Source organism: Nonomuraea sp. NPDC003707, from assembly GCF_053587055.1.
This window is the reverse complement of the sequence record NZ_JBSFNK010000004.1, coordinates 182,065-209,059: the sequence shown is the minus strand read 5'-3', so window position 1 is coordinate 209,059 and position 26,995 is coordinate 182,065. Positions and strand designations below refer to the sequence as shown.

Below are 26,995 nucleotides of genomic sequence, written 5' to 3'. Positions count from 1 at the left end.
ATATTTGATAACGGATGGACCCCCCGCATGAGAGAGCTCAGCAGACGTGGATTCCTCCAGGCCGGCGTCACCGCGGCCGCCCTCGCCCTGACCGGCTGCGCCGGAGGCGGAGGCTCGGGTGCCGGCCTCCAGTTCGCCTGGTGGGGCAGTACGACGCGGCACACCGCGACGCAGAAGGCCATCGACGCGTTCAAGAAGAAGAAGCCCGGCATCCAGATCAAGACCCAGTTCTCCGGCTGGGAGGGCTACTGGGAGAAGCTGGCCACCCAGACCGCGGGCGGCAACGCCCCCGACGTGATCCAGATGGACTACTCCTACCTCGGCGAGTACGCCAGGCGCGGCAGCCTGCTGGACCTGGGCCCGTACGTCGGCAAGGGCCTGGACCTGTCCGGCTTCGACCCCGACGTGGTGAACGCCGGCAAGATCGACGGCAAGCAGTACGCCGTGAACTTCGGCATCAACTCCACGGCCCTCATCGTCAACAAGACCCTGGCGGCCGAGCGCGGGGTGGAGATCCCCGAGACCTTCACCTGGCCCGAGTACGGCGAGCTGGCCAAGAAGCTGGCCGGGAAGGGCGTCTTCGGCACCGAGGACGGCGCCCAGGACGGCGGTGCGCTGGAGAACTGGCTGCTGGAGCGGGGCAAGATGTTCTTCACCGCCGACGGCAGGCTGGCCTACGACGAGGACGACCTCAAGGAGTGGTTCACCTTCTGGGACGGCCTGCGCAAGGCGGGCGCGGCCACGCCGCCGGACGTCCAGGCCACCGCGGCGGGCGACGTGCAGAACAGCCTGGTCGCCACCCGCAAGGCGGTCATGGACTTCGCCTGGTCCAACCAGCTCACCGCCTACATGTCGCTCACCAAGGACGAGGTCGGCGTCCACACCCTCCCGACCGGCGACAAGCCCGGCCAGTACTACAAACCGTCCATGCTGCTGACCGTCAGCTCCGGGAGCAAGGCCAAGGACGACGCGGTGGCCCTGGTCAACGCGCTCGTCGCGGACCCGGACGTGGCCGGCCAACTCGGGTCGGAGCGCGGCATCCCGCCCGCGACCCCGATCCGCGCCGCGCTGCGGCCCAAGGCCTCGCCGTCCGAGCAGCCGGTCTACGACTACATCGACTCGATCAAGGACCAGGTCGGCCCGCTGCCGCCGCCACAGCCGCTCGGCGCCGGGGAGCTGCACAACAAGGTGCTCACCAACATCAACCAGCAGATCGGCTTCGGCAAGCTCACGATCGAGCAGGGGGTGTCCCGATTCTTCGAAGAAGCTCGACGAGTGCTCAAGTAGAGGGACGCGCGGCCTACCTGTTCCTGCTGCCGTGGTTCGCCGGGCTGCTCCTGCTGACCGGCGGGCCGATCCTGGCCTCGCTGGCCCTCTCGTTCACCGACTTCGACCTGCTCACCGCGCCGTCCTTCGTGGGGCTGGACAACTACGCCAGGATGCTCACCGACGACCCGCACTTCGTCAACGCCGTACGGGTCACGCTGATCTACGTCGTGTTCTCCGTGCCGCTGTCCGGCGCCTTCGCGCTCCTGGTCGCCGTGCTGCTGAACAGGCCCGTGCGGGGCATCGGGGTCTACCGCGCCGCCTACTACCTGCCGTCGCTGCTGGGCGGCAGCGTCGCGGTGGCGATCCTGTGGCGGCAGATCTTCGGCGCGGACGGCCTGATCAACGACGCCCTGAGCTATTTCGGGATCGTGGGGCCGAGCTGGATCTCCACGCCCCAGTACGCGATCTACACGCTGGTCCTGCTGCACATCTGGCAGTTCGGCTCCCCCATGCTGATCTTCCTGGCCGGGCTGAAGCAGATCCCCGCCGAGCTCTACGACGCCGCCGCAGTGGACGGCGCCGGGAAGGTGCGCGCGTTCTTCCGCGTCACGCTGCCCATGCTCAGCCCGATCATCTTCTTCAATCTCGTGCTGCAGACCGTGAACGCCTTCAAGGCCTTCACCCCCGCCTTCATCATCAGCGGCGGCATCGGCGGACCGGCCGACTCCACGCTCTTCTACACGCTCTTCATCTACCAGGAGGGGTTCGGGAACTTCCGGATGGGCTACGCCTCCGCGCTGGCCTGGGTGCTCCTCCTGGTGACCGCGGCCTTCACCGCGCTGGCCTTCCGCTCCTCGAAGTACTGGGTGCACTATGCCGACTAGCCGCCGCTGGGCCCTCCACCTGCTGGTCCTGGTGGGGGCGCTCGTCATGCTCTATCCGCTGTTCTGGCTGATCAGCTCCTCGTTCAAGCCCAACGACGAGATCTTCACCGATCCCGGGCTGGTGCCGGAGACCGTGGTCGCGGACAACTACGCCACCGGGTGGACCGCGCTGGGCGTGCCCTTCAGCGGGTTCTTCGCGAACTCGTTCGTCATCGCCGCGGCGGCCGTGGCCGGGAACGTGATGTCGTGCTCGATGGCGGCCTTCGCCTTCGCCCGGCTGAGCTTCCGGTTCAGGAAGCTCTGGTTCGCGATCATGCTGGGGTCGATCATGCTGCCCATCCACGTGCTGATCGTGCCGCAGTACACGCTGTTCAAGTATCTGGGCTGGGTGGACACGTTCCTGCCGCTCATCGTGCCGAAGTTCCTGGCGGTGGACGGGTTCTTCATCTTCCTGATGGTGCAGTTCATCCGGTCGCTGCCGCGCGAGCTGGACGACGCCGCCCGCATCGACGGGTGCGGGCCCGTCCTGGTGTACTGGCGGATCATCCTGCCGCTGTCCCGGCCGGCGCTGATCACGACCGCGATCTTCACCTTCATCTGGACCTGGGACGACTTCTTCAGCCAGCTCGTCTATCTGAGCGACGTGTCCACGTACACGGTGCCCCTGGCGCTCAGGGCGTTCCTCGACTCCAGCGGCGGCTCCACCTGGGGGCCGATGCTCGCGATGGCGGTGCTGTCGCTGATCCCCATCCTGGGCTTCTTCCTGATCTTCCAGCGACGCATCACCGAGGGCATCTCGACCACCGGCCTCAAGGGGTGACGTCACCGTGGGGTGAGCCGGATCACCGGGTACTCGCGGTCGGATTTGGCCTGGTACTTGGCGTAGCGGGGCTGGGCGGCGGTGATGCGCTGCCATGCCTGCGCGCGCTCGGCGCCGTCGAGCCGGTGCGGCGTCACCGGCACGGCGTCGCGGCCGGGGAGCTCGACCGACGCCCGCTCGGGGTGCGCCATCAGGTTGGCGTGCCAGTCCGGGTGCCGGCCCCCGCCGCCCGACGCGACGATCAGCCAGGCGTCCTCGCCGTCGGCGAACCACGCCAGGGGCGACTGCCGCGGCTGCCCGCTCAGGCGGCCCACCGTGTTCAGGATCAGCACGTCCATGCCCATGAACGAGCCCTGGCCACGCCGGATCTTGCGACTCATCCGAGCGTTCATCTTCCGCTGGATCCACCGTGACATCGGCCCGGGCGTACCGCTCTTGCGCTGCTGCTGCTGTGTCATCGGTGCCCCTCAGCCCAGCTCGTTGACGCGGATCATGTTGCCCGCGGGGTCGCGGAAGGCGCAGTCGCGGATCCCCCACGGCTGCTCGGTCGGCTCCTGGACGACCTCGGCCCCGCCGTCCCGCAGCCGCGCGAAGGCGCCGTCGAGGTCGGCGGTGGCCACGATCATGCGGGCGTAGGTGCCCTTGGCCATCATCTCGAGGATGGTGCGGCGCTCGTCGTCGGTGATGCCGGGTTCGGCGCCCGCCGGGTGCAGGACGACGGACGTGCCGGGCTGGCCGGCGGGGCCGACCGTGATCCAGCGCATCGTGCCGTCGCCGACGTCGTTGCGGACCTCGAAGCCCAGATTGTCGCGGTAGAAGGCCAGGGAGGCCTCCGGGTCGTTGTGCGGGAGGAAGGTCTGGTGAATGGTGAAGTCCATGGCGACGACGCTAGTTGCGGCCCGGTGACCGGCGCTTCTCCATTCCTGACCGTTCGCCGTGGTCAGGCGAACGGTCAGGCGAGGGTCTCCGGGGCGGCGAGGGCCAGGCCGGCGGCGCCCAGGGCGTGCTGGGCGTCGCTCCAGGGACGGACGATCACCTGAACGCGGTGGGCGGCGGTGACCCGGCTGGTCCGCATCGCGGCGAGGAATCCCGGCTCCAGCCCCGGCCAGAGGACGTGGTTCTCGCCGATGACCGCGATGGTGGGCGTGCCGAGCAGGTTGACGACGCCGGCGACGGCCCGCCCGAGCACGGTGCCGATCCCGGCGAGGACGTCGGCCAGCCCTGGCTCGCCGCCGGAGACCCAGCGCGCGCGAAGCTCCTCGATGGTGGTGGCCGCCTCGGCGAGGCCGGCGCGGCGGGCGGCCCGCAGGATGCCGCCGTCACTGGTGAGCGTCTCCAGGCAGCCCCGCGCGCCGCAGGCGCAGCGCGGTCCGGTGGTGGCGACCGGCGTGTGGCCGAACTCGCCGGAGAGCCCGCTCGGGCCACGGTGCACCCGCCGCTGCAGAACCGCGCCGAGCCCCACCCCGTCGCCGATGCCGAGCACCAGGAAGTCGTCGTGCTCGCGGCCCGTCCGGTACAGGAGCTCGGCGGTGGTGCTCGCCCGGAGATCGTTGTCGACCAGCACCGGGATCGGCAGTTCGGCGCGCAGCCGTTCGCCGAGGGGAAGTTCGCTCCAGCCGAATCGGGGACATACACGTATATAGCCGGTGGCCGAATCGACAGAGGACGGAGTGACCACTCCCACGGCCCGCAACCTGGGCCCCAAGGTGGGGTCGGCCAGCCGGTGGTTGATCACCGCGAGCAGCTGAGGGATCGGATCGGAACGGCAGTCGAAGGGTGATACATCGGATGTGATCACGCGACCGTCCAGCCCCGCGACGACGGTGACGACGTGGTCGGTGGCGACCCGCACGCCCATGGTCGCGGCGGCCTCGGGCACCACCTGGAGCGGGATGCGGGGCCTGCCGACGGCCCCGGCCTGCGGGGCGAGAGTCCGCAGGTAGCCGCAGGCCAGGAGGCGTCGCGTGTGCTCGTGTACGGTCGCGTCGCCGAGCCGGAGGCGGGCCGCGATCTGGCGGCGGTCCAGGGCGCCCGCGGTGCCGAGCAGCGCCAGGATCTCGACGCGGGTCAGATCTCCGCGAGGGGCGACTCGACGAGCAGTCATCGGATATTTCCACCTCGATCTCATTGACACTACAGAGCGCGACGCCTAAGTTTCACAATTATTAACTCGGCCCCGAGCTTATTGAGTGGAGCTGCGATGGGCAGGCGGATGCATGGCGGTCGGCGATCATTGGCAGTCGCCGTAGCGGTGGTCATCGCGGGGGGACTCACCGCCGGTTGTGGGGACAACGGCGGTCAGCAATCATCAGGCGGCAGCAAGGCGACCAACGGAGCGGTGACGCTCACCTGGTCGATGTGGGCCTCCGGCACGGAGGACCGCGACGCCTGGCAGAAGGTGGCCGACGAGGTCACCAAGAAATACCCGAACATCAAGATCACACTGGAGACCTCTCCGTTCAACGACTACTTCACCAAGCTCGGCACCCGCCTGGCCGGCGGCAGCGCGCCGTGCATCGTCTCCATGCAGAGCCTGCGCACCGGCGGCTACGTCAACGGCATGCTTCCGCTGGACGAGCTGATCAAGAAGAACAGCCTGGACACAGGCGACTTCGACTCCTCGATCATGGCCGGGCTGGCCTCCGGCGGCAAGCAGTACGCCCTGCCGTACGACGTCGGCTCGCTGATCGTCACCTACAACAAGGACATGTTCAAGGCGGCCGGCGTGGCAGCGCCGAAGGTCGGCTGGAGCATGGCCGACTTCGAGGCCACGGCCAAGAAGCTGACCACCGGCGGCAAGTACGGCTTCGTGGCCTACCCCATCGACCTGCCGATGTTCTCGATGATCCTGTCGCAGACCGGCGCGGAGCCGGTGGACGCGTCCGGCAAGCTCACCCTCACCTCCGAGCCGATGGCGACCGGCTTCCAGTGGTACGCGGACCTGGTCGCCAAGGCCGGGGTCGCGCCCAAGGTGCCCGGCGTGGACAACAACTTCGCCGACACCCAGTTCCTCAACGGCAACGTGGCGATGCAGGTGAACGGGCCCTGGGCCGTCCTGTCGCTCAAGCAGCAGGCCAAGTTCGGCGTGGGCCTGGCCACCATCCCCGCCGGTCCCAACGGGTCCAAGACCTACTCGGCCGGGTCCGGCTTCGGCATCTCCCAGTCGTGCCAGTACCCCGACGAGGCGTTCAAGGCGATCAGCGTGATGACCAGCGCCGACGTGCTCGGGCAGCTCGCCACCATCGGGCGCGCCTACCCGGCGCGCAAGTCCGTCCAGAACAAGTGGTACGAGAACGCCTTCGAGGGCGCCAAGGAGGTCCTCGACGCCGCCAACGCCTCGGCGACGCCGTTCCGGACGACCTCCAGCTGGGACCAGGTGTCCAAGCTGCTGGCCCAGTACGGCGTGCCGGTCTTCAACGGGCAGGGCACGGCGGCGGACGTCCTCAAGCAGGTCCAGCAGCAGGCACCGGCGTAACGAGCATGCGCAACCATCCACAGGGAGTGACGTGTACAACGACGCCATACCCGGGCGAGCGGCGGTAGCACGCGGACAGCGTGCCCGCCGCCGGCGCGGCGACGGAAAGGTCGCCGCCCTGTTCGCCGGGCCCAGCCTGATCGGATTGACGCTGTTCACGCTCTTCCCGATCGTGATGTCCCTGGTGATCGCCTTCTTCCGATGGCCCGCGGTGGGCGAGCAGGTCTTCACCGGGCTGGGGAACTTCACGCAACTGTTCGGCGATCCCGTGTTCCGGCGGACGCTGTTCAACACGTTGCTGTTCGTGGTGCTCTACCTGCCGCTCAACCTCATCGTGTCGGTGGGGCTGGCGGTGTGGATCTCGCCGCGCATCAAGGGCCGCCAGGCGCTGCGGGTGGTCTTCTTCCTGCCCGTGGTCACGCCGATGGTGGCCAACGCGATCGTCTGGCGGATGATCTACCAGCCCAACGGGTTCATCGACGGCACGCTGCACGCCGCCACCGGCGTGCACGCGCCGAACTTCCTCGGCGAGCAGGGCTGGGCCATGTTCGCCGTCGTCGCGATGAGCGTGTGGCAGGGGTTCGGGTACAACATGCTGGTCTTCTCGGCCGCCCTGGACGCCATCCCGCGGCAACTCGTGGAGGCGGCGCAGATCGACGGGGCGGGGCCGTGGCGGCTGTTCTTCCGCATCACGCTGCCGATGATCTCCCCGGCGATGTTCTTCGCCACGACCATGACGCTCATCACGTCGTTCCAGGTCTTCACCCAGCCGTTCCTGATGACCGGCGGCGGGCCCGGCATCGACACCGAGACCCTCATGATGTTCGTCTACAACCAGGGCTTCTCCGTCTACCAGTTCGGACTCGCCTCCGCCGCGGCCTGGATCCTGTTCGTGCTGATCCTGGGCGTGACCGCGATGCAGTTCGCCGGCCAGCGCAGATGGGTCACCTACGATGTCTGAGCACGCGCACGCCGCCCCGGCCTCCCCATGGGCGCACAGGGTCCGGCTGGTCGTCTCGCACGCCGCCCTCTACCTGGTGGCCGCCGCCTTCGTGTCGCCGCTGGTGTACATGGTGGCCACGTCGCTGAAGCGCGCCGACGAGGTGTTCGGGTCGCCGCCGAGCCTGTTCGGGTCGGTGATCCGGTGGGAGAACTACAGCGAGGCGTTCGAGTTCCTGCCGTTCGCGCGTTTCATCGTCAACGGGCTCGCCGTCGCCGTCTGCGGCACCCTCGTGGTGCTGGTGGCGTCGAGCATGTCGGCGTACGCCTTCTCGCGGCTGCGCTGGCGCGGTCGCGACGGCGTCTTCCTGGTCTTCCTGGCCACCCTGATGATCCCCCAGGAAGTGCTGGTCGTGCCGATGTTCATGCTGATGCGCTGGTTCGGGTGGGTGGACTCGTTCCAGGCGCTGATCTTCCCCTGGGCGTTCACCGCCTTCGGGACGTTCATGCTGCGCCAGTTCTTCCTGACCATCCCCGAGGAGCTCGCCGAGAGCGCCCGCCTCGACGGCGCGGGGCCGGTGCGCGTCTTCACCAGCATCATGCTGCCGCTGGTCAGGCCCGCGCTCGCGGTGCTGGCGGTCTTCACGTTCATCAACTACTGGAACAGTTTCCTGTGGCCGCTGATCATCATCAACTCGGTGGACGAGAAGGCCACGGTCCCGCTGGGTCTGCAGCTCTTTTTCGGGCAGCAGGGTACCCAGTGGAACCTCATCATGGCCGCGGCCGTGATCTCCATGGCGCCGACCACGGCGCTGCTCATCATCCTGCAGAAACATCTCGTACGCGGGATCGCGACCAGCGGTCTCGGCGGACGCTGAACATTTGAAGAAGAGGGACATCGTGCAGCACCACGCCTGGTTCGCCGAATCCCGGTTCGGCATGTTCGTGCACTGGGGTCTGTACTCTCTGGCGGCCCGGCACGAGTGGGTGAAGAACCGCGAGCGCCTGACCGACGAGGACTACCAGCGCTACTTCGACCACTTCGATCCCGACCTGTACGACCCGGCGCGATGGGCGCGGCTGGCCAAGGAGGCCGGCATGCGCTACATCGTCCTCACGACCAAGCACCACGACGGCTTCTGCCTGTGGGACTCTGCGCAGACCGACTACAAGGCGACGCGCACGCCCTGGGGCAAGGACCTGATCGCGCCGTTCGTGGAGGCCGTCCGCGCCGAGGGCCTGAAGGTCGGGTTCTACCACTCGCTGATCGACTGGCACCATCCCGAGTTCCCGGTCGACTCGCTGCATCCCCAGCGTGACGACGAGGCGTTCAAGGCCGCCGCCGCGGGCCGCGACGTCTCCAAGTACGCCGACTACCTGCATGCCCAGGTGCGCGAGCTGCTCACCGATTACGGCCGGATCGACTACCTGTTCTTCGACTTCTCCTACCGGGGCAGGCCAGGGAACTGGGGCGGCAAGGGCGCCGACGACTGGCGCTCGGACGAGCTGCTCGCGATGGTCAGGGAGCTCCAGCCGGAGGTCATCGTCAACGACCGGCTCGACATCCCCGGCGACTTCGTCACCCCCGAGCAGTACCAGCCCGCCGGGCCGATGGTCGTCGACGGGCACGAGGTGCCGTGGGAGGCGTGCCAGACGCTCAACGGCAGCTGGGGGTACGACCGGGACAACCTCGACTACAAGTCTCCGGACCTGCTCGTCCGGATGCTGGTCGACAGCGTCGCCAAGGGCGGCAACCTGCTGCTCAACGTGGGCCCGGACGGGCGCGGCCAGATCGACCCCCGCGCGAGCGGGACGCTCGCCGACATCGGCGCCTGGATGCGGCTGAACTCCCGCTCGATCTACGGCTGCGGGCCCAGCGGCTTCACGGCGCCTCCCGACTGCCGCTTCACCCAGCGTGGCGACCGGCTCTACCTGCACCTGTTCGCCTGGCCGTTCGGCCACCTGCACCTGCCGGGGCTGGCCGGGCGGGTGAAGTACGCCCAGTTCCTGCACGACGCGTCGGAGATCCGTACGCGGGTCATCGACCCCGGCCAGCAGGCCGGCCTCACCACGATGGGGGCCGTGTCGCCGGACGTCCTGACCCTCGACCTGCCCGTACAGCGCCCCGACGTCGCCGTGCCCGTCGTCGAGCTGTTCCTCACGGAGTGATCTCAGCCCTGTCGTGTGTGAGCTGCCGCGAAGGCGTCAGCAGCGTGGACAGCGCCCAGCGGCCGGGCCCGAGGACGGCGATGAGCAGGAAGCCCCAGCAGAAGAGCGCCGCCTTCTCGCCGCCGTTCTCGATCGGGAACAACGCCTGAGGCTGGTGCACGACGAAGTAGGCGTAGGCCATGGTGCCCGAGCAGAGGACGGCGGCGACGCGGGCGCCCAGTCCGAGCAGGACGAGGATGCCGCCGACCAGTTCGATGGCCGCGGCCCACCAGCCGGGCCATTGTCCGAAGGTGGGCACCGGGCCCTGCGCCCCGCCCAGCACGTCGAAGAGCGTCGCCGCGCCGTGGCAGGCGAACAGCAGTCCCAGCACGATCCGGTACAGGGCCAGGAAGAGCCCCTGATTCTTGTCCAACAGATCCACGGCAAATGCCCTTTCCTGCTGTTGAAAAATATGGGAGCGCTCCCAAACAGATTCTTGAGATCAAGCACATATGTCAATGTCACGTCACTCACAGGATCGGTCCAAAACGCGCTGTATACGCATAACCTGCCCGAACTTCCCGGCCATAAAGTTTCGCATTCGTGAAATTTTCATCAGCGCCCGACGAAAGTCAGTAGGGAAAGTTGACACGAATGATCGGGCCACGGTAAATCCCGACATACGAAAGCCGCCCGGACAGGATCCGGGCGGCTTTCGTCAAGGATCGGCTACCGCTTGGCGCACAGCGCGGTGTCCATGGCCTCGATCACGTGCTGGTGGGCCTCCTCGTTGGGAGGCAGCGCCGTGACGGCGACGGTGGCGGCGCGGCCGTCCTCGGTCACCCCGTTGCGGGTCTCGTACCCGTCGATGTCACCGCCGTGGCCCCAGGTGACGCCGCCGCAGCTCAGCGGCATCTTCATCAGGCCCAGCCCGTACTCCCAGCCGGCCGGGAACCCGGGCGCCTTCATCGTGTGCTTCATCGCCGCCAGCTGCTCCGGCTTGAGCAGCTTGCCGCCCATCAGGGCGGTCATGAAGCGGTTGAGGTCGCTCGGGGTGCCGATCAGCTGGCCGGCCGCCCATCCCCACGACGGGTCCAGGTTCGTGATGTCCTTCAGCTTGCCGCCGGGCTTCTCCGACCCGTACCCCTGCGGGTGACGCCCGCGGATCGTCCTGTCCCCCTTGCCCGGCCAGTACGTGTCACGCAGCCCGATCCGCTTGATGATGCGATCCGTGATCACCTCGGCCACCGGACGGCCGGTGACCTTCTCGATCAGCAGGCCCGCCAGCACGTAGTTGGTGTTGCTGTACTCCCAGCTCGTGCCCGGCGCGAACGATGCCTTGTGCTCGAACGCCATGTCCAGGAGGTCCTGGGGCGAGCGGTAGACATTGCGGCTCTCGAAGATGCTCGGCATCCAGCGGGTGTAGTTCGGCAGGCCGCTGGTGTGCTGCAGCAGCTGCCGCACCGTGATCTTCCTGCCGTCGACGCCCTTGCCGCGGACCACCTTCGGCAGGTACGTCTCGATCGGCTCGTCGAGGTCGACCTTGCCCTCGCCGACCAGCTGCAGCACCGCCACCGCGGTGAACATCTTGGTGTTGCTCGCGATCCGTACCCGGCCGTCGACCGGGACCTCCTCCTTGGTCGTCAGGTCCGCGACCCCGGCGGTGTAGTGGCGGGTCCGGCCCTCGCCGTCCTGCACCGCGGCCAGCGCCGCCGGGAACTTGTCCTTCTCCACCAGCGCGTCCAGCTTCCGCTGCAGGGCGTCGGGCCGGTGGTTGCGCTTCAGCTCGTCCCGCACCTCGGCCAGCTCGGCCGACAGGCTCTCGTCCGGGCTCTGCCGCACGACGTTCGCGGTGCGGTCGAGCCCGGTGGCCGCGGCGGCCGGCGTCCCCGCCACGACCAGCCCCGACAGCGCCGCCAGCGCCGCCGCGGCGAGAACCCGCACGCGCCGGGAGGACTTCGACTCGGAAGAGGTACGCGACATGGGAAACGCTCCTGATTTCTTGGTGGGGGTCGTCCGTTTCGGACATCACCCAGCATGTCGGCGCACGGCATCCTTGATCGATCCCGTGCGCTGGAGCGTTCGGGTACAGCCAGCTGTACCGGGGTCAGGACGGGCAGGTCCCGTCCAGAGCGCTGATCACCCCGTCGATGAACACCTGCGACTTCGGCTCGTCGGCATGCGCCACCCCGGGGAACTCGGCCTTGCACCACACGCCGTCGATGACGTCGTTGCGGGTCTCGTCGAGCGAGCTCACCAGCAGCGTGTAGCGGACGGGGTCGGGCGTCGGGTCGCCGCTGTTGAGCTGGCTGATGAAGGTGCTGGTCGGGCACATCTGCCCGCCCTGGTTCGCCGGCAGGAGGCAGGCCGGCCAGTAGCCGCGCTGCCCGGTGCCCATCGAGACGTAGCTCAGCGTGGCATCGGCGCCGCCGAGGGCCTTCAGGTAATAGCGCGCCGACAGCCCTCCCATGCTGTGCCCGACGAGGCTGACCTTCCCGCCGCCGTTCTCCTGCCGTACCTGTGCCACCAGGTCCCTGATGGCTCCCGCGTTGGCGATGTTCTCCTCGCCGGGGAGGTCGATCGTGTACGCGGGATGGCCGGCCTGCTCCAGCGCCGCCTCCATCTGAGCGAACTCGGTCGGCGACCCGTTCCAGCCGTGGATCAGGATGACCGGCTCCCGCTGCGCGGCCTGCACCTGCTGGCAGGTGCCCAGCCCGGCCAGCAGGATTCCCGCGGTCACTAACCCTGTGATGCGTCGGCGCCTCGATGACATGAGTCACACCTCGCTACTTCTGGGGGAATTCACTTACTGAGCACTCGGTAAGTGATGGGTTAGATTTAACACCGTGGCCCGAAGTAGGCAAGACCCCAGCAGACAGGAACGCGCGCGCTTACGGCGAGAGGAGATCATCGCCGTGGCCGCGGAGATGTTCGCGCGCGACGGCTTCCGCGGCACCTCCCTGCCCGCCGTCGCGGCCCGGGCCGGCATCAGCGAGCCCGGCCTTCTGCATCACTTCGGCAGCAAGGCGGGACTGCTCCTGGCCGTGATCGAACGGCGTGACCTCGACAGCGAGGCATTCGCGATGGAGCTCCTGGGCATGGAGCCCTCCGGGCGGCTGCGGGCCATGCCGGAGTTCGCGCGCCGCAACAAGGAGCGGGCGGGGCTGGCCAAGCTGTTCACCGTGCTGGTCGCCGAGAGCCTGGAGCCCGGCGCGCCCGGCCACCGGCACTTCGTCGACCGCTACCGCGCGATGCGCGCCATCGTCGCCGACAGCATCCGGTCGGCCCAGGCCGCCGGGCTCGCCCGCCAGGACATCGACCCCGCGGCCAAGGCCGCCGAGATCATCGCGACTCTCGACGGCCTGCAGACCCAGTGGCTGCTCGACCCCGACACGATCGACATCGTGGCCGGCGTCGAGTCCTACGCCCGCACGCTGGAACACGACCTGACGTGCGGACTCCTCTGACCGCTCAGGTGGTGCAGGGGACGCCGTTGAGCGTGAAATTGGTGGGCTGGTCGTTCGAGCCACTCGCGTTGAAGCCGACCCCGAAACTCGTACCGGGATCGATGCTCTTGTGGAAGCTCGGGCCGGTGACCTGGACGCTCGGCGGGGTCGCGGACCAGGTGCCGTTCCAGCCGGTGGTGAAGGTCTGGCTCCCGGGGAAGACGGCGGCATGATGGCGGTCAAGAAGATCGTCGAAAGGTGCCACGTGGAGAAGATCGTGTCCGTCGCCGTCGCGAGCGTGCTCGTGATCGGCCTCGCTCCCGCCGCTCACGCCGTGTCCGCGAGCGATGTCTACGCCAACTACGCCGAGCTCTCCGCCCACGAAACCGAGGGCCGGGACTATCGCCGCGTCCTTCGCGCCCCCGGCGGAGCGAAGGTGGCGCACATCGCCATCCACGGCGGCGCCATTGAGGCGCCGACGTCCCAGCTCGCCGACCAGGCCGCGGGACGCAAGCACGCCTACTACTCATTCGTCGGCATCAAGGACAGCGGCAACAGCGCTCTGCACATCACCTCTACGCACTTCGACGAACCCAAGGCGCTCTCGGTGGTGGCCGCCGTCGACTACACCATCTCCTGGCACGCCGCGGCGGGCACTGCCGCCACCACCTACATCGGCGGGCGCGACACGACATTGATCAAAAAGGTGACGACCGAACTGCGCGCCGCCGGGTTCCCCGTCTCGGCGTCCGTACCCGACGAAATCGGCGGCGACAGCCCCCGGAACATCGCGAACAGAAACCGCAGGGGCATGGGAGTGCAGCTGGAGATCAGCCGGGGTCAGCGGGAGCGGTTCTTCAAGGAAGGCAAGCTGAATCGCGCCTGGATCGAGAGCCCGGCCAACCGCACGAAAGCCTTCTACACGTACGTCGCGGCCGTCAATCGTGCCCTGAGCTGAGGAGCCGAAAGCTCGGCGCCTCACCTGGGGGTGAGGCGCAGGATGGCGTGGTCGCGGGAGAGGTAGGGCACTTCCAGCCGCAGGTTGTTGATGCGGGCGGACCTGCCGGGAGCCAGGGACAGCTTGCCCTCGTCGCGGCAGCGCCCGTTGACGCAGCTGCTGGAGATGCTGACGTTCGCCCCCTCGGCCTGCAGCCCGCCGGTGAAGCCCAGGAGCGCGATGGTGGCCTCGTCCGGGTCGAGCGAGCTGATGGTGATCCGCTGCACGCCGAACCGCTTGTCGATCCGGAGCCGGTCGCCTGCCCGTACCTCGACCTCGCAGTCGGCGTCCTTGCAGGACGCCAGGCTGCTCCCGTCGGCCGGGTGATGCCCGGTGGACGAGGGCCGGACGGAGGCGGTCGGCATGGGAGACACGGTGTCCGTCGTGGGTGGCAGCGTGTCCGTCGCCACCGACAGCGGCGTTGACGGCGTGGTACGCGAGTCGGCGCAGGCAGCGGCGAGTACGACCAGCAGAGCGGCGGCGGTGAACCGGACGACGGTCGGCATTGGGCTCCTCCAGGCGGACACTCCTGACGTTGTGCCCGTCCTAGCTGCGAAAATAACCCTGCGTAATCAAAGTGGCAGCTCAGTCCGTGCCGGACACCAGCCCCACCCGGTAGGCGAGGACGACGGCCTGCACGCGGTCGCGCAGCTCGAGTTTGGCCAGGATCCGGGACACGTAGGTCTTCACGGTCTCGGCGGTGATGAACAGCTTCTCGGCGATCTCCGCGTTCGACAGGCCGCCCGCGATCTGTTCGAGGACCTCGAGTTCGCGGGGGGTCAGCGTGCGCACGATCTCGTCCCTGGCCGGGCGGGACGGGTCGGCGGGGCGGAGCCGTTCGGCGAAGTGGCCGATGAGCGTGCGGGTGACGGCGGGCGCCAGGAGGGAGTCGCCGCGGGCGATGGTCCGCACGCCGTTGACCAGCTCCGCCGGTGGCGCGTCCTTGAGCAGGAAGCCGCTGGCGCCGGCCTTGAGCGCTTCGTAGACGTACTCGTCGACGTTGAAGGTGGTGACGACCAGCACTTTCGCCGGGGCCTCCGTGCCTGGGCCGGCCAGCCGCCGGGTGGCCTCGATGCCGTCCACGATGGGCATCCGGATGTCCATCACGATGACGTCCGGGCGCAGCAGCTGGGCGGCCTCGACGGCCGCGCGGCCGTCCGCGGCCTCCCCGACGACCTCCATGTCCGGCTGGACGGAGAAGATGGTGATGTAGCCGGCGCGCACCAGTGCCTGGTCCTCGCAGATGAGCACCCGGATCGGCGTGTCGGTCATGGACTGCTCCTGTACGGGATGAGGGTTCGGACGCCGAACCCGCCGCCGGGGCGGGGCCCGGCCGCCAGTTCGCCGTCGAGCATGCGTACGCGTTCCCGCAGCCCGTCCAGACCTCGCCCGCCCGACGGCACGACTGGGGCGGCGTCGGCGGGCCCGTCGGTGATCACCTCGATCTCGAGGTGGTCGTCGTGGTGGTGGACCGTGACCGCGGTGGGCCGCCCCGTCGCGTATTTGATCGCGTTGGTGAGCGTCTCCTGCACCACCCGGTAGGCGGCCAGCTCCACGTCGACGGACTGCGGCCGCTGGTCGCCGCGTTCGGTCAGCTCGACGGGCTGGCCGGCCAGCCGGGCCTGTTCGACCAGGTCGCCGATCTTGCCCAGGGCCGGCGCGCGGCCCGCGACCGCCGAATCGCCGGTGGCCTCCAGAACTCCGAGCAGGTAGCGCAGCTCCGTCAGCGCCCGCCGGCCGGTGTCGCTGATGGCGGCGAGTCCGACCCCGGCGCGCTCCGGCGCGCTGCCGACCAGGAACTGCGCCGCGTCGGCCTGGACGACCATGGCGGTCACATGATGGGTGACCACGTCGTGCAGCTCGCGGGCGATGCGCGCCCGTTCGGCCGCCGCGGCCACCTCCGCGCTCAGGCGCCGTCGCTCGGCCTCGTCAGCCCGCCACCGGCGCATCCCGGCACCTGCCATCCAGATCACCGCCAACGTCAGATAGAACGCGAGGAACGCCGGGACTCCGTTGGGCGACCCCAGGCCGTGCAGCACGACGACCAGCAGGACATAGCCCACGGTCGACACCGCGACGAGGCCGCGGCGGAACCGGACCTGATAGGCGCCGGCGGCGTACAGGGACAGATAGAGCCCGATGCTGGCGAACGTCTGCGGGTAGCTCAGCGCCTGATGAACAGCGAAGGCGGCGCCGATGATCGCGAGACAGCCCGCGGGCCATCGGCTGCGTACCACCAGCGGCGCGGACTGGGCCACGGTCAGCGCCACGGCCAGCGCGTCCAGCGGGCGCTTGGGCAGGTCGCCGAGCTGCGCCCCGATGGCGGACATCGTCGGCACGGACGCCAGCAGCATGAGCGCCGCCGCGAGCGCGGTGTCCTTCACGGACAGGTGGCAAGCTCGCCACCAGTCTGACCATAAGCGGGCGGAACGGGCGGCGTTCGCGAACACCGGGCAAGCCTAACGACCCCCACGCCGCGCAGGGAGCAATCCGCCGCGCCGGCGCGCGAGGACGAGCATCGGTACGGCGAGCAGCAGGCTCACCAGGACGGGCACGATCGACGCCTCCAGCCCGAACTCGCCCCCGGTCAGCACCGCCGGACCCGAGACCTCGGCGGTCAGCAGACCGGGCGACACGTGGCCGGAGACCGGGATGCCCAGCAGCCCCTCGGTGGCGTTCCAGGCGAAGTGGAGTCCCACGACGAACCAGATGCTGCGCCGCCAGAGGTACGCGGCACCGAGCAGGACGCCGGCCTCGACGGCGATCGCCAGCGAGCTCCAGAGGCTGGCTCCCGGGTTGGCCAGGTGCATGCCGCCGAACAGCAACGCGGTGATCGCCAGCGCCACCCGGCTGCCCCACAGCGCCTCCAGGGCCTGCAACGCCAGGCCGCGGAACATCAGCTCCTCGGTGACCGCCGCGCCGACCGCCGTGAACACAATCGGCAGGACGTTCCCCGACGACCACGAGAACGAATAGCCGCCGGCCGCCGCGATCAGGAGCACGGAGCCGAGCACGAACCCCAGGCCGATCCCGGCACCGGACAGCGCCTCCCGTCCGGCCCCGTCTCTGGCGATCTCCGGAGTGGGCCGCCCCGCGACGAAGCGCATGACCGCCCGGTAGACGACCACCGCGGCGACCGCGCCCACCACGGCGAGCACCGGCGCTCCGCCCCCGGTCAGCGCCGACACCACGATGAGGCCGAGCAGCCCGATCAGCATCCAGGTGAGGGGGAAGCGGGCGATCCTGCGTATCCGGCCGTCGCCGGGGACTGTGGCTGGCGTGCTCATGGTGACCTCCGTTGACGTCGGCCGCGCGATTGGCGGCCCCGGCGAAGACGGTATGAGCGCGAGGGTGTCCGGCGAATCACCAATGAGCGGACGATTCAGGTAGCTCTCACGGGGGATGGGCCGGCGCCATTGACGGGCCCCGCCCATAAGGTTACGGTCGGGACCGGAATTGAGCGTAAACGAACACGACCCCGGAGGTGGTGCCGTGCGGATTCCTGTGGAGGGGCACTTAAGGTGGCCCCGGCTCACGAGCGGAGCGGTGGCGGCGGCGCTCCTGGCGGCACTGCTCGCGGCGCCGCCAGGAGCGCCCGCGTTCGCGGCCGACCTGCGGATCGCCAACGACGGCTTCGACGAAGGGCTGGCCGGCTGGAGCGGCTCGCACACCGCGGGCGGCGTCGAGGCCGTGTCCTGGGACGGGCGCACCACGGCGCGCGTCACCGACACCGACCCGGCCGCCGCCTACGGCAGGGAGAGCATGCCGGGCCTGCCCGCCACCGCGGGCACCCGCTACACCCTGCAGGCCCAGGTGTGGGCCGACAGTGGCACCGCGTACCTGTATCTGCGCTTCCGTGACGCCTCCGGCAACCTGCTGGCCGGCGGCGGCAACGCCCCGGCGACGGGCAGGCGCTGGAACCGCGTCACGGCCTCGGGCGTCGCGCCCGCCGGCACGGCCACCGTCTCGGCCCTCATCTACTCGGGCGTGGCCGACGTGGGCACCGCCTACTGGGACGAGGTGCTGATCACCAAGGACGTGACCGACCTGGGCGTGCAGATCGACAGCAGCGTGCCCAACGCCACCACGTTCGCGGGCGGCAGCGCGTACGCCGTCTACACCGGCACCGCGGAGGCCAACCCGCAACTGGCCGTGATCGACGTGGCCACCGAGAAGGTGACCCAGAAGCTCACCATCCCCGACAGCGCGGCCACGCCCACCGTCGGCGGCTGGGCGGCGGCCACCGCCACCGACGGCAGCGTCTACCTCGGCACCTACCCCAACTCCAAGCTCTACCGGCACGTCCCCGGCCAGTCCACGATCACCGACCTCGGCCGGGCGGAGGGCGGCTACTCCTTCATCTGGGACCTGGAGCCGGGAGCGGGCGGGAAGGTGTACGGCGGCACCTACAACGACGGCCGCTACTTCAAGTACGACAACGGCGCCTTCACCACGATCGGCAGCGTCCCCATTGTGGCCGGCGCCCAGTACGTGCGCAGCCTCGCCCACGACCCGGCCGCGAACGCCACCTACCTCGGCACCGGCACGAACGCGGCCCTGATCAGGTACGACAACGTCACCGGCCGGGTGGACAGCCTCCTTCCGGCCGCCTACGCCCACAACTCGATGGTGGGCGGCCTCACCTGGACGGGCGACAGGCTGTTCGCCTGGATCGACCGCACCCTGCTCGTCCTGCGCGTCGTCCGCGACGCCGACGGCTCCTACTCGGCCGCCACCGACGCCGCGATCACCGACGTTGACCTGCACCACTCCCCGGCCCGCGACGGCCTGGTCTGGTTCGTCAAGGACGGCCTGCTGCACTCGTACGACATCGCCGCCCGGACCGTGCAGGCGACCTCCGTGCGGCCCGGACTCGACGTCACCGGCTACACCTGGTCGGGCAGCACCCTGGTCGGCCTCGGCGCGGCCACGGACGGCACCAGGATCTTCAAGTACGAGCCCGCCGGCGGCCGCTGGAGCAGCAACCTCGTGACCGGCACCCCCGTCCTGCCCGCCGCGATCAACGCGCTCGGCGCGGGACCCGACGGCCGCGTCTACACCGGCGGCTACCTGACCGGCGGCACCGGCGTCTACGACCCGCTGCGGGGCGACGGCGACGACAACCAGCCGGACAGGCTCACCCTCAACGGGCTCAACCAGACCGACAGCCTGCTGGCCCACGACGGCCTGCTCTACATCGGCGTCTATCCCTCGGCCCGGATCTACAGCTACCAGCCCGGAGGCCCGTGGCCGCCCACGCTCAGGTACACGGGCGGCGAGGCGGGCGACAAGGCCGACGACTGCGAGCCGGGCAAGGGCCCGCCCCCGCAGGACCGGCCGTACGCGCTGGCCGGCGGGCCGGACGGCACCGTCTACATGGGCACGGTGCCGAAGTACGGCAAGCGCAGCGGCGCCCTCACCGTCTGGAAGCAGGGCACGGCCGGGCGGACCCTGTGCGTGGTGCCCGACCAGGCCGTCGTCTCGCTGGCGTACGCGGGCGGCAAGGTGTTCGGCGGCACCTCCACGCGCGGCGCCCTGGGCGTCGACCCCGTCTACGCCCCGGGGGCGTCGGCCACGCTGTTCTCCTACGACCCCGCCACCGGCACGGTGCGCACGCATCCGCTCCCGCTGACGGCGCCCAAGGCCGTCACGGCCCTGGCGGCGGTGGACGGCGAGCTGTGGGGGCTGGCGGGCGGCTCGCTGTTCACCCTCGATCCGGCGCGGCCCGAGGCGATCACCGTCAAACGGCTGTTCGCCGACCCCGACTACACGGCCAAGCCCAGCGTGGCCTGGCGCGACGGGGTGCTGCTGACCGTGCCCCAGGACCCGGCCCGCGTGTACGGCACGGCCGGCGACCAGATCTTCTCGATCGACAAGTCGACCAAGGCGGTGACCGTGTTGCGGACGGAAGCGGGGATGGAAGGGCTGACAGCCGACCGCTTCGGCAACCTCTACTACAAGATCAACGAACGCCTGTTCCGGCTCGCCCGGCCATGAGGCGGATTTCGGCCTGAACCGATACCACGCGGAGGGAGTCAGCTCTCGGGAGCCGTCGTCACCGGCGGCTCCTCGGGGGCCGGCGCGTCGGACGGTTCCGGGCGCCGGGCGCGGATCCGGCGGGACACCATGCCGGTCGCGACGGCGGCGGCGCCGCCCAGCAGGGCGAGCAGCACGGGGACGAGGGTGGCGGACCACGGCCAGGCGCTGCCGGTCAGCTTGACGTCGAGCACCGGGTACTCCAGCGTCTTGGCGGTGAACCGGGCGGTCTGCACGTCGTAGGTGCGGGCGAGGTCGCGCAGCACCGGGTCGAACGCGAACTCCGGGTTGACGTGGAGGTACTCGGGCCGCGGCGCCGTGGTGGCCGCCGCGCGGCGGCTCGCGGCGTCCAGCCCCGGCACGAGGAGGCGGTCGAGGTCGGCCGCCGCGACCGTCGAACGCGGGACGAACGTCAGTCCGTGCTTGGAGTGGATCACGCCGTCACCGACCGCGACGGTGCGCCCGACCATGGACTCCTCGGTGTAGGAGACGAACGCGGAGGCGAGCTCCAGCTCCCCGACGCCCTCGGTGAGCTGGACGCCGATGGTCGTCGGCCCCGTCTGGTAGGAGGCGTTGAGCGCGACGACCACGTCCGACGGCTCCAGAGCGGATTGGGGGATCCGCGCGGCCCTGCCGGGCAGGTAGTGGCGCCAGTGGACCCGCTGCGCCGCCGCACGCGCGGTGTCCGCGTCGAGCAGCCGTTCGATGATCCGGAGACCGCCGTCCACCCCCGACAGCACGCCGCCGGTGGTGATCACGTTTCCGTCGTCGACGTACCGCGTGCCGCCCGTCCACTTGACGTCGGGGAAGTCCTTCCGCAGCCCGGACAACCGCAGCCAGTGGGAGGTGGCGGGCCTGCCGTCCAGCAGCCCGCTCGCGGCGAACGTACGGGCGCCGGCGCAGACGCTGACGGTCAGCGCGCCGGCGGCCGACTGCCGCCGCAGCCAGGCGCGGATCGAGGCGGACTCGGCCGGATCGGGCGGCTGCAGGGCCGGGATCACCACGGCGTCGAGGCTGTCGTCCCGCTCGCTCATCAGCCGCGTCAGCTCGTCGAATGTCAGGTCCGGCACGATGTCCAGGCCACCGGTCAGGGGCACCAGCCGGGGTCCCGCCGAGACGACGTAGGTGTTCACCCGGCCGGTGCCCGCCAGCACCTCGTACGGGCCGAGCAGGTCGGCCACGTTGGAGCCCTTGCCGCCGACCAGGAAGGCGACCGTGGGCTTGGCCGGATCATGGGCCTTGGCCACCGGCTGGGCCGACACCGCGTCCGAGCGCGCCCGGTACAGGTCGCCGAACTTGCCGATGGTGTTCACGGCTGAGACCGAAGCGGGGATCAGCAGCACGGCCAGCACCACGGCCGTCCTTCTGACCCACTTCCACGGGACGCGCAGGCGGTGGTGATGGTGGAGGTACTCCTCGCGCCGCCACAGCATGGCCACGGCCATGAGGACGAACATCAGCGTGTGCCCGATCGACATCACCAGGTGGTCCGGCAACGCGCCGAACCAGTACGGGACGAGCAGCACGAGAAACGGCGCGAACATCGCCAGGCTCATCTCGCCGACGGCGGCCCAGCCGTGGCGGCGCACCCGCATCCAGACCGCCATGCCGACGGTCATGTCGGCGGCCATGATCAACGTGCTGACGTCGAACCGGGTGTCCCCCGGCAGGACCGCGCTCCACACCAGGCCGAGCAGCAGCATCCCGAGGCTCATCGCGATGACCATCTCGATGTAGTGCCAGACGAAGCGCCCGGCCAGGCGCGCCTTTCCCGTAGGTGGCTCGTGAACAGTCATTGCCGGACTCCTGAACGTCGTCGATGAGGGTTGTGGCGCCCTGCTTGACCGGTGCCAGTTCAGCCCGGCGCCCGGAGGCCGGGCAAGCGGTGACCGGCCGGCTTGTCCGAATAGCCGGGCATCGTGTCGCTTTCGGCCTTGCTCATCAGGGGTTCTGCTGCCGACCAGCACCGCCCCGACGTGGCGGTGATCGACATCGGCCTGCCCCACGTGGACGGGCTCACCGCCGCCATCCGCAGGGTCGCACGCGGCGATAGCGTTTTCCCATGAACGGAGCAATCAACGTGTTCCCGGCAGCTCCCGGCGACGGGGACGCGGTGGGCGAGATCCACGCCGAGTCCTGGAAGGCCGCCTATGCCGGGTTCTTCCCAACGGAGTTCTTCGACGAGGCGGTGAGCCACCGGCGCGGCAAATGGCACGGCGTGCTCGCCGAGGACAAGGACACCATCCTGCTGGCCGCGCTGGACGGGCGACCGCTGGCGTTCTCCTACTTCGGCACCTCGCCGGCGCACCCGGAGTCGGCGGAGATCTTCGGCTTCTACGGCCACCCCGACGGCTGGGGCACCGGCATCGCGGGTGCCCTGATGACCACGTCCCTGGACAGGATCCGCGAGGAGGGCTTCGGGCGGATCCATCTGTGGACGCTGCGTGGCACGCCCCAGTCCCGCCGTTTCTACGCCAAGAGCGGCTTCACGGAGTCCGGCGGGGTCCGCGGCCACGACTTCGGCGACGGCAACCCGATCGAGCAGATCGAGTACGAGCTGATCCTCTGAGCGGACGCGCTCGTCCTGTCCTCCGGAACGCCCCCGCTCCCAGGCAACCGACCGAGTCCTGTTACTCTTAGCGACAAATAGGTTACCTTGGGTAATTCGGGGGCTCTTGTGAAGGTCGCCTGCGTCGGTGGCGGACCCGCCAATCTGTACTTCTCCATCCTGATGAAGCGGGTGGACCCGTCCCACGACATCACCGTCTACGAGCGAAACCCGGCCGGATCGACGTACGGCTGGGGCGTGACCTACTGGGACGAGCTGCTCGGCTACCTGCTCGCCGCCGACCCCGAGTCCGCGAGCGCCATCCGCGCGAACTCGGTCCACTGGGACAGCTGGGTCGCGCACATCCGCGACCGCGCGACGGTGAGGGTGGATCACGGGGACGAGGGCTACGGCATCGGCCGGCACCTCCTGCTCGACATCCTCGTCGAACGGGCCCGCGCGCTCGGCGTACGCGTCGAGTTCGAGCGCGAGATCACCGGCGAGCACGAGCTGCCCGAGGCCGCGCTCATCGTCGCCGGCGACGGCGTCAAGAGCACGCTGCGGCAGCGCTACGCCGACCACTTCGGCCCCGAGTTCGCGGTCGGGAACAACTTCTACACCTGGCTCGGCACCACCCGGATCTTCGAGGACTTCGCCTTCGCCTTCACGGAGACCCCGCACGGCTGGATCTGGTGCTACGGCTACGGATTCAGCCAGACGCACAGCACCTGCGTCGTCGAGTGCTCCCCCGCGACCTGGCGCGGGCTCGGGTTCCACGAGGCCGACGAGGCCGACAGCCTGGCCGTCCTGGAGAAGCTCTTCTCCGAGATCCTGGACGGGCACCCGCTGATCGGCCGGGCGCACCCCGACGGCAGCTCGCACTGGCTGAACTTCCGCACCCTGACCTGCCGCACGTGGCACCGCGACAACGTCGTCCTGCTCGGGGACGCCGCGCACACCACGCACTACTCCATCGGCGCGGGCACCGCCCTCGCGCTCGGGGACGCCGCCGGCCTGGTCAACGCGCTGTACGAGGAGGCGACGCTGCCGGCCGCCCTCGCCCGCTACGAGCGCGACCGCAGAACCGCGATCCAGGGCACCCAGAAGAGTGCCCACCGCAGCGCCCAGTGGTACGAGAACCTGCCGCGCTACATCGACCTGCCGCCGGGGCAGATGTTCACGCTGCTCGGCCACCGGCACTCCGCGCTGCTCCCGCACGTGCCGCCGAAGCTGTTCTACGTGATCAGCCAGGTGACCGAGTCGGCGACCAGGCTCGTGTCCTGGCTGGGCTCGAAGGCCACGCGCACCCCGGACGCGCCCGCGAGGTGATCGCGGGGCTCTGGTCAGGCGGACCAGTGGGGGTCGCGGCCGAGCAGACCGAGGACGCGATGCTGGAGCGGAGCGTCGCCGGGCACCGCGACCTCGGGGCCGAAGACGACGACGCCCGGGCCGAAGGCGCCGGGGATGCGCATCTCCTCGGGGATCCGCTGGACGGCGGGCCACATCCCCTCGATCTCGGCCGGGTCGATCGCGTCGTCCTGGCCGGTCGCGCGGGCGAGGTCCCAGCCGTGGAGCACCATGTCGGCGCTGACGACCTGGTCGATGTGCCGCTCGACGGACATGCGCCCGCCGGGGGTGTCGATCTCCCGCGCGGCGGCGGCCGGGTCGGTGAGCAGCGGCTCGACGTCCGCACGCGCGGAGGCGAAGGCGGCGGCCGGGTCTTCCTCGACGGGCGGCGCGGGGCTGAGCGACCTGCCGAGCGGGCTGAGCATCGCGGCGTGCATGTCGACGATGTGGCCGACGACGTCTCTGGCGGTCCATTCCGCGCAGGGGGACGGGTTGGACCACTGGCCGGGAGCGACTGCGGCGATCTTGGCCGCGAAGATGTCGGCTCGGGTCCGATAGCGGTCGGCGATCTCGCTCATGAGGGCTCCTTCTCCTCCCCGGCTCCGATGATGATATCCGTGGCGAGGCCGCGTGCGATGATCAAGCGCAGGTCGCCGCCAGGTGATGGAAGTCAGCCGACGCCGATCCGGTGGCGGAAGACCCAGTACGTCCAGCCCTGGTACAGCAGCACCAGCGGCAGGAAGATCACCGCGACCCAGGTCATGAGGCCGAGCGTCTTCGGGGTCGCGGCCGCGTTGCGGGCGGTCAGGCTGTAGGCCGGGTTGATCGTCGAGGGCAGGACGTCGGGATAGAGGACCGTGAACAGGCTGATCACGGTCAGGCCGATGGCGACCGCCGACAGCAGGAACGCCCAGCCCTGGCGGCCCCGGCCCACGGCGACCAGCGAGGACGCGAAGGCGACGACGGCCAGGACCGCCAGGACGACCGTGGCGGGGCTCCCGCCCTGGAGCTGCGTCCAGGCCAGGAAGACCACCGCGAGCACCGCCGCGACGACGCCCGTTCGCACCGCCACCGCGACCGCGCGCCGGCTGATCTCCCCGGTGCTCTTCAGCGCCAGGAACATGGCCCCGTGCGTGGCGAACAGCGCCAGCGTCGTCAGCCCGCCGAACAGCGCGTACGGGTTGAGCAGGTCCGCCACCGTGCCCACGTACTCGTGGCGGGAGTCGAGCCGCAGGCCCCGCACGATGTTCGCGAAGGCGACGCCCCACAGCAGCGCCGGCACGAACGAGCCCGCCACGATGCCGGCGTCCCACCGCCGCCGCCAGATCAGGGAGTCGCGCTTGCCCCGGTACTCGAAGGCCACCCCGCGCACGATCAGCGCCACCAGGATCACCAGCAGCGGCAGGTAGAACGCGCTGAACAGCGAGGCGTACCACTCGGGGAAGGCGGCGAACGTGGCCGCTCCCGCGGTGATCAGCCACACCTCGTTGCCGTCCCAGACGGGGCCGATCGTCTCGATCATCGCGTGGCGTTCCGCGTCGTTCCTGGCGACGACGGGCAGCAGCATGCCGACGCCGAAGTCGAACCCCTCCAGAACGAAATAGCCGAGCCAGAGCACGGCGATCGCCACGAACCAGACGTCGGTGAGCTCCATGCCGCGATCTCTCCCCTGGTAGGCGGGCGACTGGTAGGCGGGCGACTAGTAGGCGGGCGACGGCTCGCCTGGCTCGGTGCTGTCGCCGGACGGCGGGGCCATCCGGCCGTACTTGATCATGAGACCGGCCTCCACCACGGCCAGCACGCCGTACAGGAGGGTGAAGACGATCAGCGAGGTGAGCACGGTGCCCACCCCGACGCTGGGCGAGACGCCGTGAACGGTCTTCATCTGGGTGAAGACGATCCACGGCTGCCTGGCCGTCTCGGTGAAGATCCAGCCGAAGCTGTGCGCGAGGAAGGGCAGCACGACGGACCACACGGCGGCCCGCCAGATCCAGCCCTTGCCGCGTACGCGTCCGCCGCGGGTCAACCAGAGCAGGACGAGCGCCACCAGCCCCGCGAGCATGCCGAAGCCGATCATCAGCCGGAAGGACCAGTAGGCGAGCGGGATGTAGGGACGGTAGTCCCCCGGGCCGAACCTGCGCTGGTACTCCCGCTGGAGGTCGTTGACGCCGTGCACCTTGCCGTCGAACGAGCCGGTGGCCAGCTGGGACAGCAGGCCCGGGATCTCCAGCGCGAAGATCGGCCTCGTGCCGTCGAGCGTCCCGATGGTGAACAGGGAGAACGGCGCCGGCTGCCGGGTTTCGTAGAGTGCCTCGGCGGCGGCCATCTTCATCGGCTGCGTCTGCGTCATGATCTTGCCGAGGACGTCGCCGGAGCCGAGGGTGCCGACGGCGCCCACGAGCACCGCGACCGCGCCGAGCCGGAGGGACGGGCGGAAGACGTCGGCGTCCCGCTTCCTGGCCAGGTGCCAGGCGGAGACGGCCATGAGGATCACCCCGCCGGCCAGCCAGCAGCCCAGGATGGTGTGCGGGAAGGTGGCCAGCAGGACCTTGTTGGTCAGCACGGCCCCGAAGTCGGCCAGCTCCGCCCGACGGTGGACGGTGAAGCCCACCGGCCACTGCATGAACGAGTTGGCGGCCAGGATGAAGTAGGCGGACACCATGCTGCCGATCGCGACCGTCCAGATGCACGCGAGATGCACCAGTTTGGGCAGCCGGTCCCAGCCGAACATCCACAGCCCCAGGAACGTCGACTCCAGGAAGAACGCCAGCAGCGCCTCCAGCGCGAGCGGGGCGCCGAAGACGTCACCGACGAACCTGGAGTAGGAGCTCCAGTTCATTCCGAACTGGAACTCCTGCACGATCCCCGTCACCACGCCCATCGCGAAGTTGATCAGGAAGAGCGTGCCCCAGAACTTGGTGGCGCGCAGGTAGGCCGGGTTGCCGGTGCGCACCCAGGCCGTGTTCAGGATCGCCACCAGCACCGACAGCCCGATGGTGAGCGGCACGAACAGGAAGTGGTACACCGTGACGATCCCGAACTGCCAGCGCGCGAGATCCACGGTGTCCATGTTCTAACGGTAAGTG

Annotated in this window: 27 protein-coding genes; 12 read left to right on the top strand and 15 right to left on the bottom strand. The window is 69.7% G+C overall.

Annotation, left to right across the window (positions count from 1 at the left end):
• Window positions 1-27: 27 nt before the first annotated feature.
• Genes ACWDRB_RS11755 through ACWDRB_RS11745 form a run of 3 tightly spaced genes read left to right on the top strand, consistent with a single transcriptional unit; the run spans window position 28 to window position 2,973 of the window.
• Window positions 28-1,287, top strand: a complete 1,260-nt coding sequence (locus ACWDRB_RS11755) for an ABC transporter substrate-binding protein (protein ID WP_449893075.1) — start codon at window positions 28-30, stop codon at window positions 1,285-1,287.
• Window positions 1,254-2,153, top strand: coding sequence for a carbohydrate ABC transporter permease (locus tag ACWDRB_RS11750; protein WP_350726216.1), 900 nt, complete (start codon window positions 1,254-1,256; stop codon window positions 2,151-2,153). The genes ACWDRB_RS11755 and ACWDRB_RS11750 overlap by 34 nt, the downstream gene beginning before the upstream one ends.
• Window positions 2,143-2,973, top strand: a complete 831-nt coding sequence (locus tag ACWDRB_RS11745; RefSeq protein ID WP_449893073.1) for a carbohydrate ABC transporter permease — start codon at window positions 2,143-2,145, stop codon at window positions 2,971-2,973. The genes ACWDRB_RS11750 and ACWDRB_RS11745 overlap by 11 nt, the downstream gene beginning before the upstream one ends.
• 2 nt (window positions 2,974-2,975) lie before the next feature.
• On the opposite strand, the gene ACWDRB_RS11740 is transcribed toward ACWDRB_RS11745, so the two are convergent.
• The 3 genes from ACWDRB_RS11740 to ACWDRB_RS11730 all read right to left on the bottom strand — a co-directional run bounded on the left by ACWDRB_RS11740 (window position 2,976) and on the right by ACWDRB_RS11730 (window position 5,077).
• A complete protein-coding gene (locus ACWDRB_RS11740; protein WP_449893071.1) occupies window positions 2,976-3,353 on the bottom strand; it encodes a nitroreductase family deazaflavin-dependent oxidoreductase in 378 nt (125 codons plus the stop codon).
• A gap of 87 nt (window positions 3,354-3,440) precedes the next feature.
• Window positions 3,441-3,851 (bottom strand): VOC family protein, encoded by a 411-nt coding sequence (locus ACWDRB_RS11735; protein WP_350726024.1) that lies wholly within the window; start codon window positions 3,849-3,851, stop codon window positions 3,441-3,443.
• Between the two features lie 74 nt (window positions 3,852-3,925).
• On the bottom strand, window positions 3,926-5,077 hold the full coding sequence (locus tag ACWDRB_RS11730; RefSeq protein WP_449893068.1) for an ROK family protein: 1,152 nt from the start codon (window positions 5,075-5,077) through the stop codon (window positions 3,926-3,928).
• Window positions 5,078-5,311: 234 nt separating this feature from the next.
• Here ACWDRB_RS11730 and ACWDRB_RS11725 point away from each other — a divergent pair, with 234 nt between their 5' ends.
• The 4 genes from ACWDRB_RS11725 to ACWDRB_RS11710 are packed head-to-tail and all read left to right on the top strand — an operon-like array spanning window position 5,312 to window position 9,556.
• Window positions 5,312-6,448 carry an ABC transporter substrate-binding protein gene (locus ACWDRB_RS11725; RefSeq protein WP_449893066.1) on the top strand — a complete coding sequence of 379 codons (1,137 nt, stop codon included), beginning with the start codon at window positions 5,312-5,314 and terminating at the stop codon, window positions 6,446-6,448.
• 31 nt (window positions 6,449-6,479) lie between these two features.
• On the top strand, window positions 6,480-7,409 hold the full coding sequence (locus tag ACWDRB_RS11720) for a carbohydrate ABC transporter permease (protein ID WP_449893064.1): 930 nt from the start codon (window positions 6,480-6,482) through the stop codon (window positions 7,407-7,409).
• The gene (locus ACWDRB_RS11715; protein WP_449893062.1) at window positions 7,402-8,265 is read left to right on the top strand and encodes a carbohydrate ABC transporter permease; all 864 of its coding nucleotides are present in this window, start codon (window positions 7,402-7,404) and stop codon (window positions 8,263-8,265) included. The genes ACWDRB_RS11720 and ACWDRB_RS11715 overlap by 8 nt, the downstream gene beginning before the upstream one ends.
• Window positions 8,266-8,269: 4 nt before the next feature.
• Entirely contained in the window at window positions 8,270-9,556 is a 1,287-nt protein-coding gene (locus ACWDRB_RS11710; protein ID WP_449893060.1) for an alpha-L-fucosidase, read from the top strand.
• Here ACWDRB_RS11710 and ACWDRB_RS11705 read toward each other — a convergent pair.
• From ACWDRB_RS11705 to ACWDRB_RS11695, 3 genes are all read right to left on the bottom strand, one after another.
• Window positions 9,546-9,977, bottom strand: a complete 432-nt coding sequence (locus ACWDRB_RS11705) for a DoxX family protein (RefSeq protein WP_449893058.1) — start codon at window positions 9,975-9,977, stop codon at window positions 9,546-9,548. The genes ACWDRB_RS11710 and ACWDRB_RS11705 overlap by 11 nt on opposite strands.
• 287 nt (window positions 9,978-10,264) lie before the next feature.
• Window positions 10,265-11,518 carry a serine hydrolase domain-containing protein gene (locus tag ACWDRB_RS11700; protein ID WP_449893055.1) on the bottom strand — a complete coding sequence of 418 codons (1,254 nt, stop codon included), beginning with the start codon at window positions 11,516-11,518 and terminating at the stop codon, window positions 10,265-10,267.
• A 124-nt stretch (window positions 11,519-11,642) separates the two neighbouring features.
• The gene (locus ACWDRB_RS11695) at window positions 11,643-12,275 is read right to left on the bottom strand and encodes an esterase/lipase family protein (protein WP_449893053.1); all 633 of its coding nucleotides are present in this window, start codon (window positions 12,273-12,275) and stop codon (window positions 11,643-11,645) included.
• A 175-nt stretch (window positions 12,276-12,450) separates the two neighbouring features.
• On the opposite strand from ACWDRB_RS11695, the gene ACWDRB_RS11690 reads away from it, so the two are divergent.
• Entirely contained in the window at window positions 12,451-13,002 is a 552-nt protein-coding gene (locus tag ACWDRB_RS11690; protein WP_363970441.1) for a TetR/AcrR family transcriptional regulator, read from the top strand.
• A 4-nt stretch (window positions 13,003-13,006) separates the two neighbouring features.
• Here ACWDRB_RS11690 and ACWDRB_RS11685 read toward each other — a convergent pair whose 3' ends face one another.
• On the bottom strand, window positions 13,007-13,246 hold the full coding sequence (locus tag ACWDRB_RS11685; protein ID WP_449893051.1) for a cellulose binding domain-containing protein: 240 nt from the start codon (window positions 13,244-13,246) through the stop codon (window positions 13,007-13,009).
• Here ACWDRB_RS11685 and ACWDRB_RS11680 point away from each other — a divergent pair, their 5' ends adjacent.
• Window positions 13,247-13,939 carry a poly-gamma-glutamate hydrolase family protein gene (locus ACWDRB_RS11680; RefSeq protein WP_449893049.1) on the top strand — a complete coding sequence of 231 codons (693 nt, stop codon included), beginning with the start codon at window positions 13,247-13,249 and terminating at the stop codon, window positions 13,937-13,939.
• 20 nt (window positions 13,940-13,959) lie between these two features.
• Here ACWDRB_RS11680 and ACWDRB_RS11675 read toward each other — a convergent pair whose 3' ends face one another.
• The 4 genes from ACWDRB_RS11675 to ACWDRB_RS11660 form a co-directional block, all read right to left on the bottom strand.
• Window positions 13,960-14,484 (bottom strand): hypothetical protein, encoded by a 525-nt coding sequence (locus tag ACWDRB_RS11675; protein WP_363970437.1) that lies wholly within the window; start codon window positions 14,482-14,484, stop codon window positions 13,960-13,962.
• Between the two features lie 79 nt (window positions 14,485-14,563).
• Complete coding sequence (locus tag ACWDRB_RS11670; protein WP_449893047.1) at window positions 14,564-15,250, bottom strand: response regulator; 687 nt, start codon at window positions 15,248-15,250, stop codon at window positions 14,564-14,566.
• Entirely contained in the window at window positions 15,247-16,362 is a 1,116-nt protein-coding gene (locus ACWDRB_RS11665; protein ID WP_449893045.1) for a sensor histidine kinase, read from the bottom strand. The genes ACWDRB_RS11670 and ACWDRB_RS11665 overlap by 4 nt, the downstream gene beginning before the upstream one ends.
• Window positions 16,363-16,437: 75 nt before the next feature.
• On the bottom strand, window positions 16,438-17,265 hold the full coding sequence (locus ACWDRB_RS11660) for a CPBP family intramembrane glutamic endopeptidase (RefSeq protein WP_449893043.1): 828 nt from the start codon (window positions 17,263-17,265) through the stop codon (window positions 16,438-16,440).
• A gap of 205 nt (window positions 17,266-17,470) precedes the next feature.
• On the opposite strand from ACWDRB_RS11660, the gene ACWDRB_RS11655 reads away from it, so the two are divergent.
• A complete protein-coding gene (locus tag ACWDRB_RS11655; protein WP_449893041.1) occupies window positions 17,471-19,975 on the top strand; it encodes a hypothetical protein in 2,505 nt (834 codons plus the stop codon).
• Window positions 19,976-20,013: 38 nt separating this feature from the next.
• On the opposite strand, the gene ACWDRB_RS11650 is transcribed toward ACWDRB_RS11655, so the two are convergent.
• Window positions 20,014-21,810: a DJ-1/PfpI family protein gene (locus ACWDRB_RS11650; protein ID WP_449893038.1), complete on the bottom strand. Its 1,797-nt coding sequence runs from the start codon at window positions 21,808-21,810 to the stop codon at window positions 20,014-20,016.
• A gap of 266 nt (window positions 21,811-22,076) precedes the next feature.
• Here ACWDRB_RS11650 and ACWDRB_RS11645 point away from each other — a divergent pair, with 266 nt between their 5' ends.
• Window positions 22,077-22,583: an N-acetyltransferase family protein gene (locus ACWDRB_RS11645; protein ID WP_449893036.1), complete on the top strand. Its 507-nt coding sequence runs from the start codon at window positions 22,077-22,079 to the stop codon at window positions 22,581-22,583.
• A 108-nt stretch (window positions 22,584-22,691) separates the two neighbouring features.
• Window positions 22,692-23,891: an FAD-dependent monooxygenase gene (locus ACWDRB_RS11640; protein WP_449893034.1), complete on the top strand. Its 1,200-nt coding sequence runs from the start codon at window positions 22,692-22,694 to the stop codon at window positions 23,889-23,891.
• A gap of 14 nt (window positions 23,892-23,905) precedes the next feature.
• On the opposite strand, the gene ACWDRB_RS11635 is transcribed toward ACWDRB_RS11640, so the two are convergent.
• The 3 genes from ACWDRB_RS11635 to ACWDRB_RS11625 all read right to left on the bottom strand — a co-directional run bounded on the left by ACWDRB_RS11635 (window position 23,906) and on the right by ACWDRB_RS11625 (window position 26,979).
• The gene (locus tag ACWDRB_RS11635) at window positions 23,906-24,487 is read right to left on the bottom strand and encodes a TIGR03086 family metal-binding protein (protein WP_449893032.1); all 582 of its coding nucleotides are present in this window, start codon (window positions 24,485-24,487) and stop codon (window positions 23,906-23,908) included.
• Between the two features lie 92 nt (window positions 24,488-24,579).
• Window positions 24,580-25,563: a cytochrome d ubiquinol oxidase subunit II gene (cydB, locus tag ACWDRB_RS11630; protein ID WP_449893030.1), complete on the bottom strand. Its 984-nt coding sequence runs from the start codon at window positions 25,561-25,563 to the stop codon at window positions 24,580-24,582.
• 45 nt (window positions 25,564-25,608) lie between these two features.
• On the bottom strand, window positions 25,609-26,979 hold the full coding sequence (locus tag ACWDRB_RS11625; protein WP_364261538.1) for a cytochrome ubiquinol oxidase subunit I: 1,371 nt from the start codon (window positions 26,977-26,979) through the stop codon (window positions 25,609-25,611).
• Between the last annotated feature and the right edge of the window lie 16 nt (window positions 26,980-26,995).

Coding starts and splice junctions, on each gene's coding strand:
- ACWDRB_RS11625 (WP_364261538.1), bottom strand. CDS start 26,979: ATGGACACCGTGGATCTCGCGCGCTGGCAGTTCGGGATCGTCACGGTG.
- ACWDRB_RS11645 (WP_449893036.1), top strand. CDS start 22,077: ATGAACGGAGCAATCAACGTGTTCCCGGCAGCTCCCGGCGACGGGGAC.
- ACWDRB_RS11635 (WP_449893032.1), bottom strand. CDS start 24,487: ATGAGCGAGATCGCCGACCGCTATCGGACCCGAGCCGACATCTTCGCG.
- ACWDRB_RS11745 (WP_449893073.1), top strand. CDS start 2,143: ATGCCGACTAGCCGCCGCTGGGCCCTCCACCTGCTGGTCCTGGTGGGG.
- ACWDRB_RS11715 (WP_449893062.1), top strand. CDS start 7,402: ATGTCTGAGCACGCGCACGCCGCCCCGGCCTCCCCATGGGCGCACAGG.
- ACWDRB_RS11660 (WP_449893043.1), bottom strand. CDS start 17,265: ATGAGCACGCCAGCCACAGTCCCCGGCGACGGCCGGATACGCAGGATC.
- ACWDRB_RS11730 (WP_449893068.1), bottom strand. CDS start 5,077: ATGACTGCTCGTCGAGTCGCCCCTCGCGGAGATCTGACCCGCGTCGAG.
- ACWDRB_RS11700 (WP_449893055.1), bottom strand. CDS start 11,518: ATGTCGCGTACCTCTTCCGAGTCGAAGTCCTCCCGGCGCGTGCGGGTT.
- ACWDRB_RS11670 (WP_449893047.1), bottom strand. CDS start 15,250: ATGACCGACACGCCGATCCGGGTGCTCATCTGCGAGGACCAGGCACTG.
- ACWDRB_RS11755 (WP_449893075.1), top strand. CDS start 28: ATGAGAGAGCTCAGCAGACGTGGATTCCTCCAGGCCGGCGTCACCGCG.
- cydB (WP_449893030.1), bottom strand. CDS start 25,563: ATGGAGCTCACCGACGTCTGGTTCGTGGCGATCGCCGTGCTCTGGCTC.
- ACWDRB_RS11650 (WP_449893038.1), bottom strand. CDS start 21,810: ATGACTGTTCACGAGCCACCTACGGGAAAGGCGCGCCTGGCCGGGCGC.
- ACWDRB_RS11675 (WP_363970437.1), bottom strand. CDS start 14,484: ATGCCGACCGTCGTCCGGTTCACCGCCGCCGCTCTGCTGGTCGTACTC.
- ACWDRB_RS11735 (WP_350726024.1), bottom strand. CDS start 3,851: ATGGACTTCACCATTCACCAGACCTTCCTCCCGCACAACGACCCGGAG.
- ACWDRB_RS11740 (WP_449893071.1), bottom strand. CDS start 3,353: ATGAGTCGCAAGATCCGGCGTGGCCAGGGCTCGTTCATGGGCATGGAC.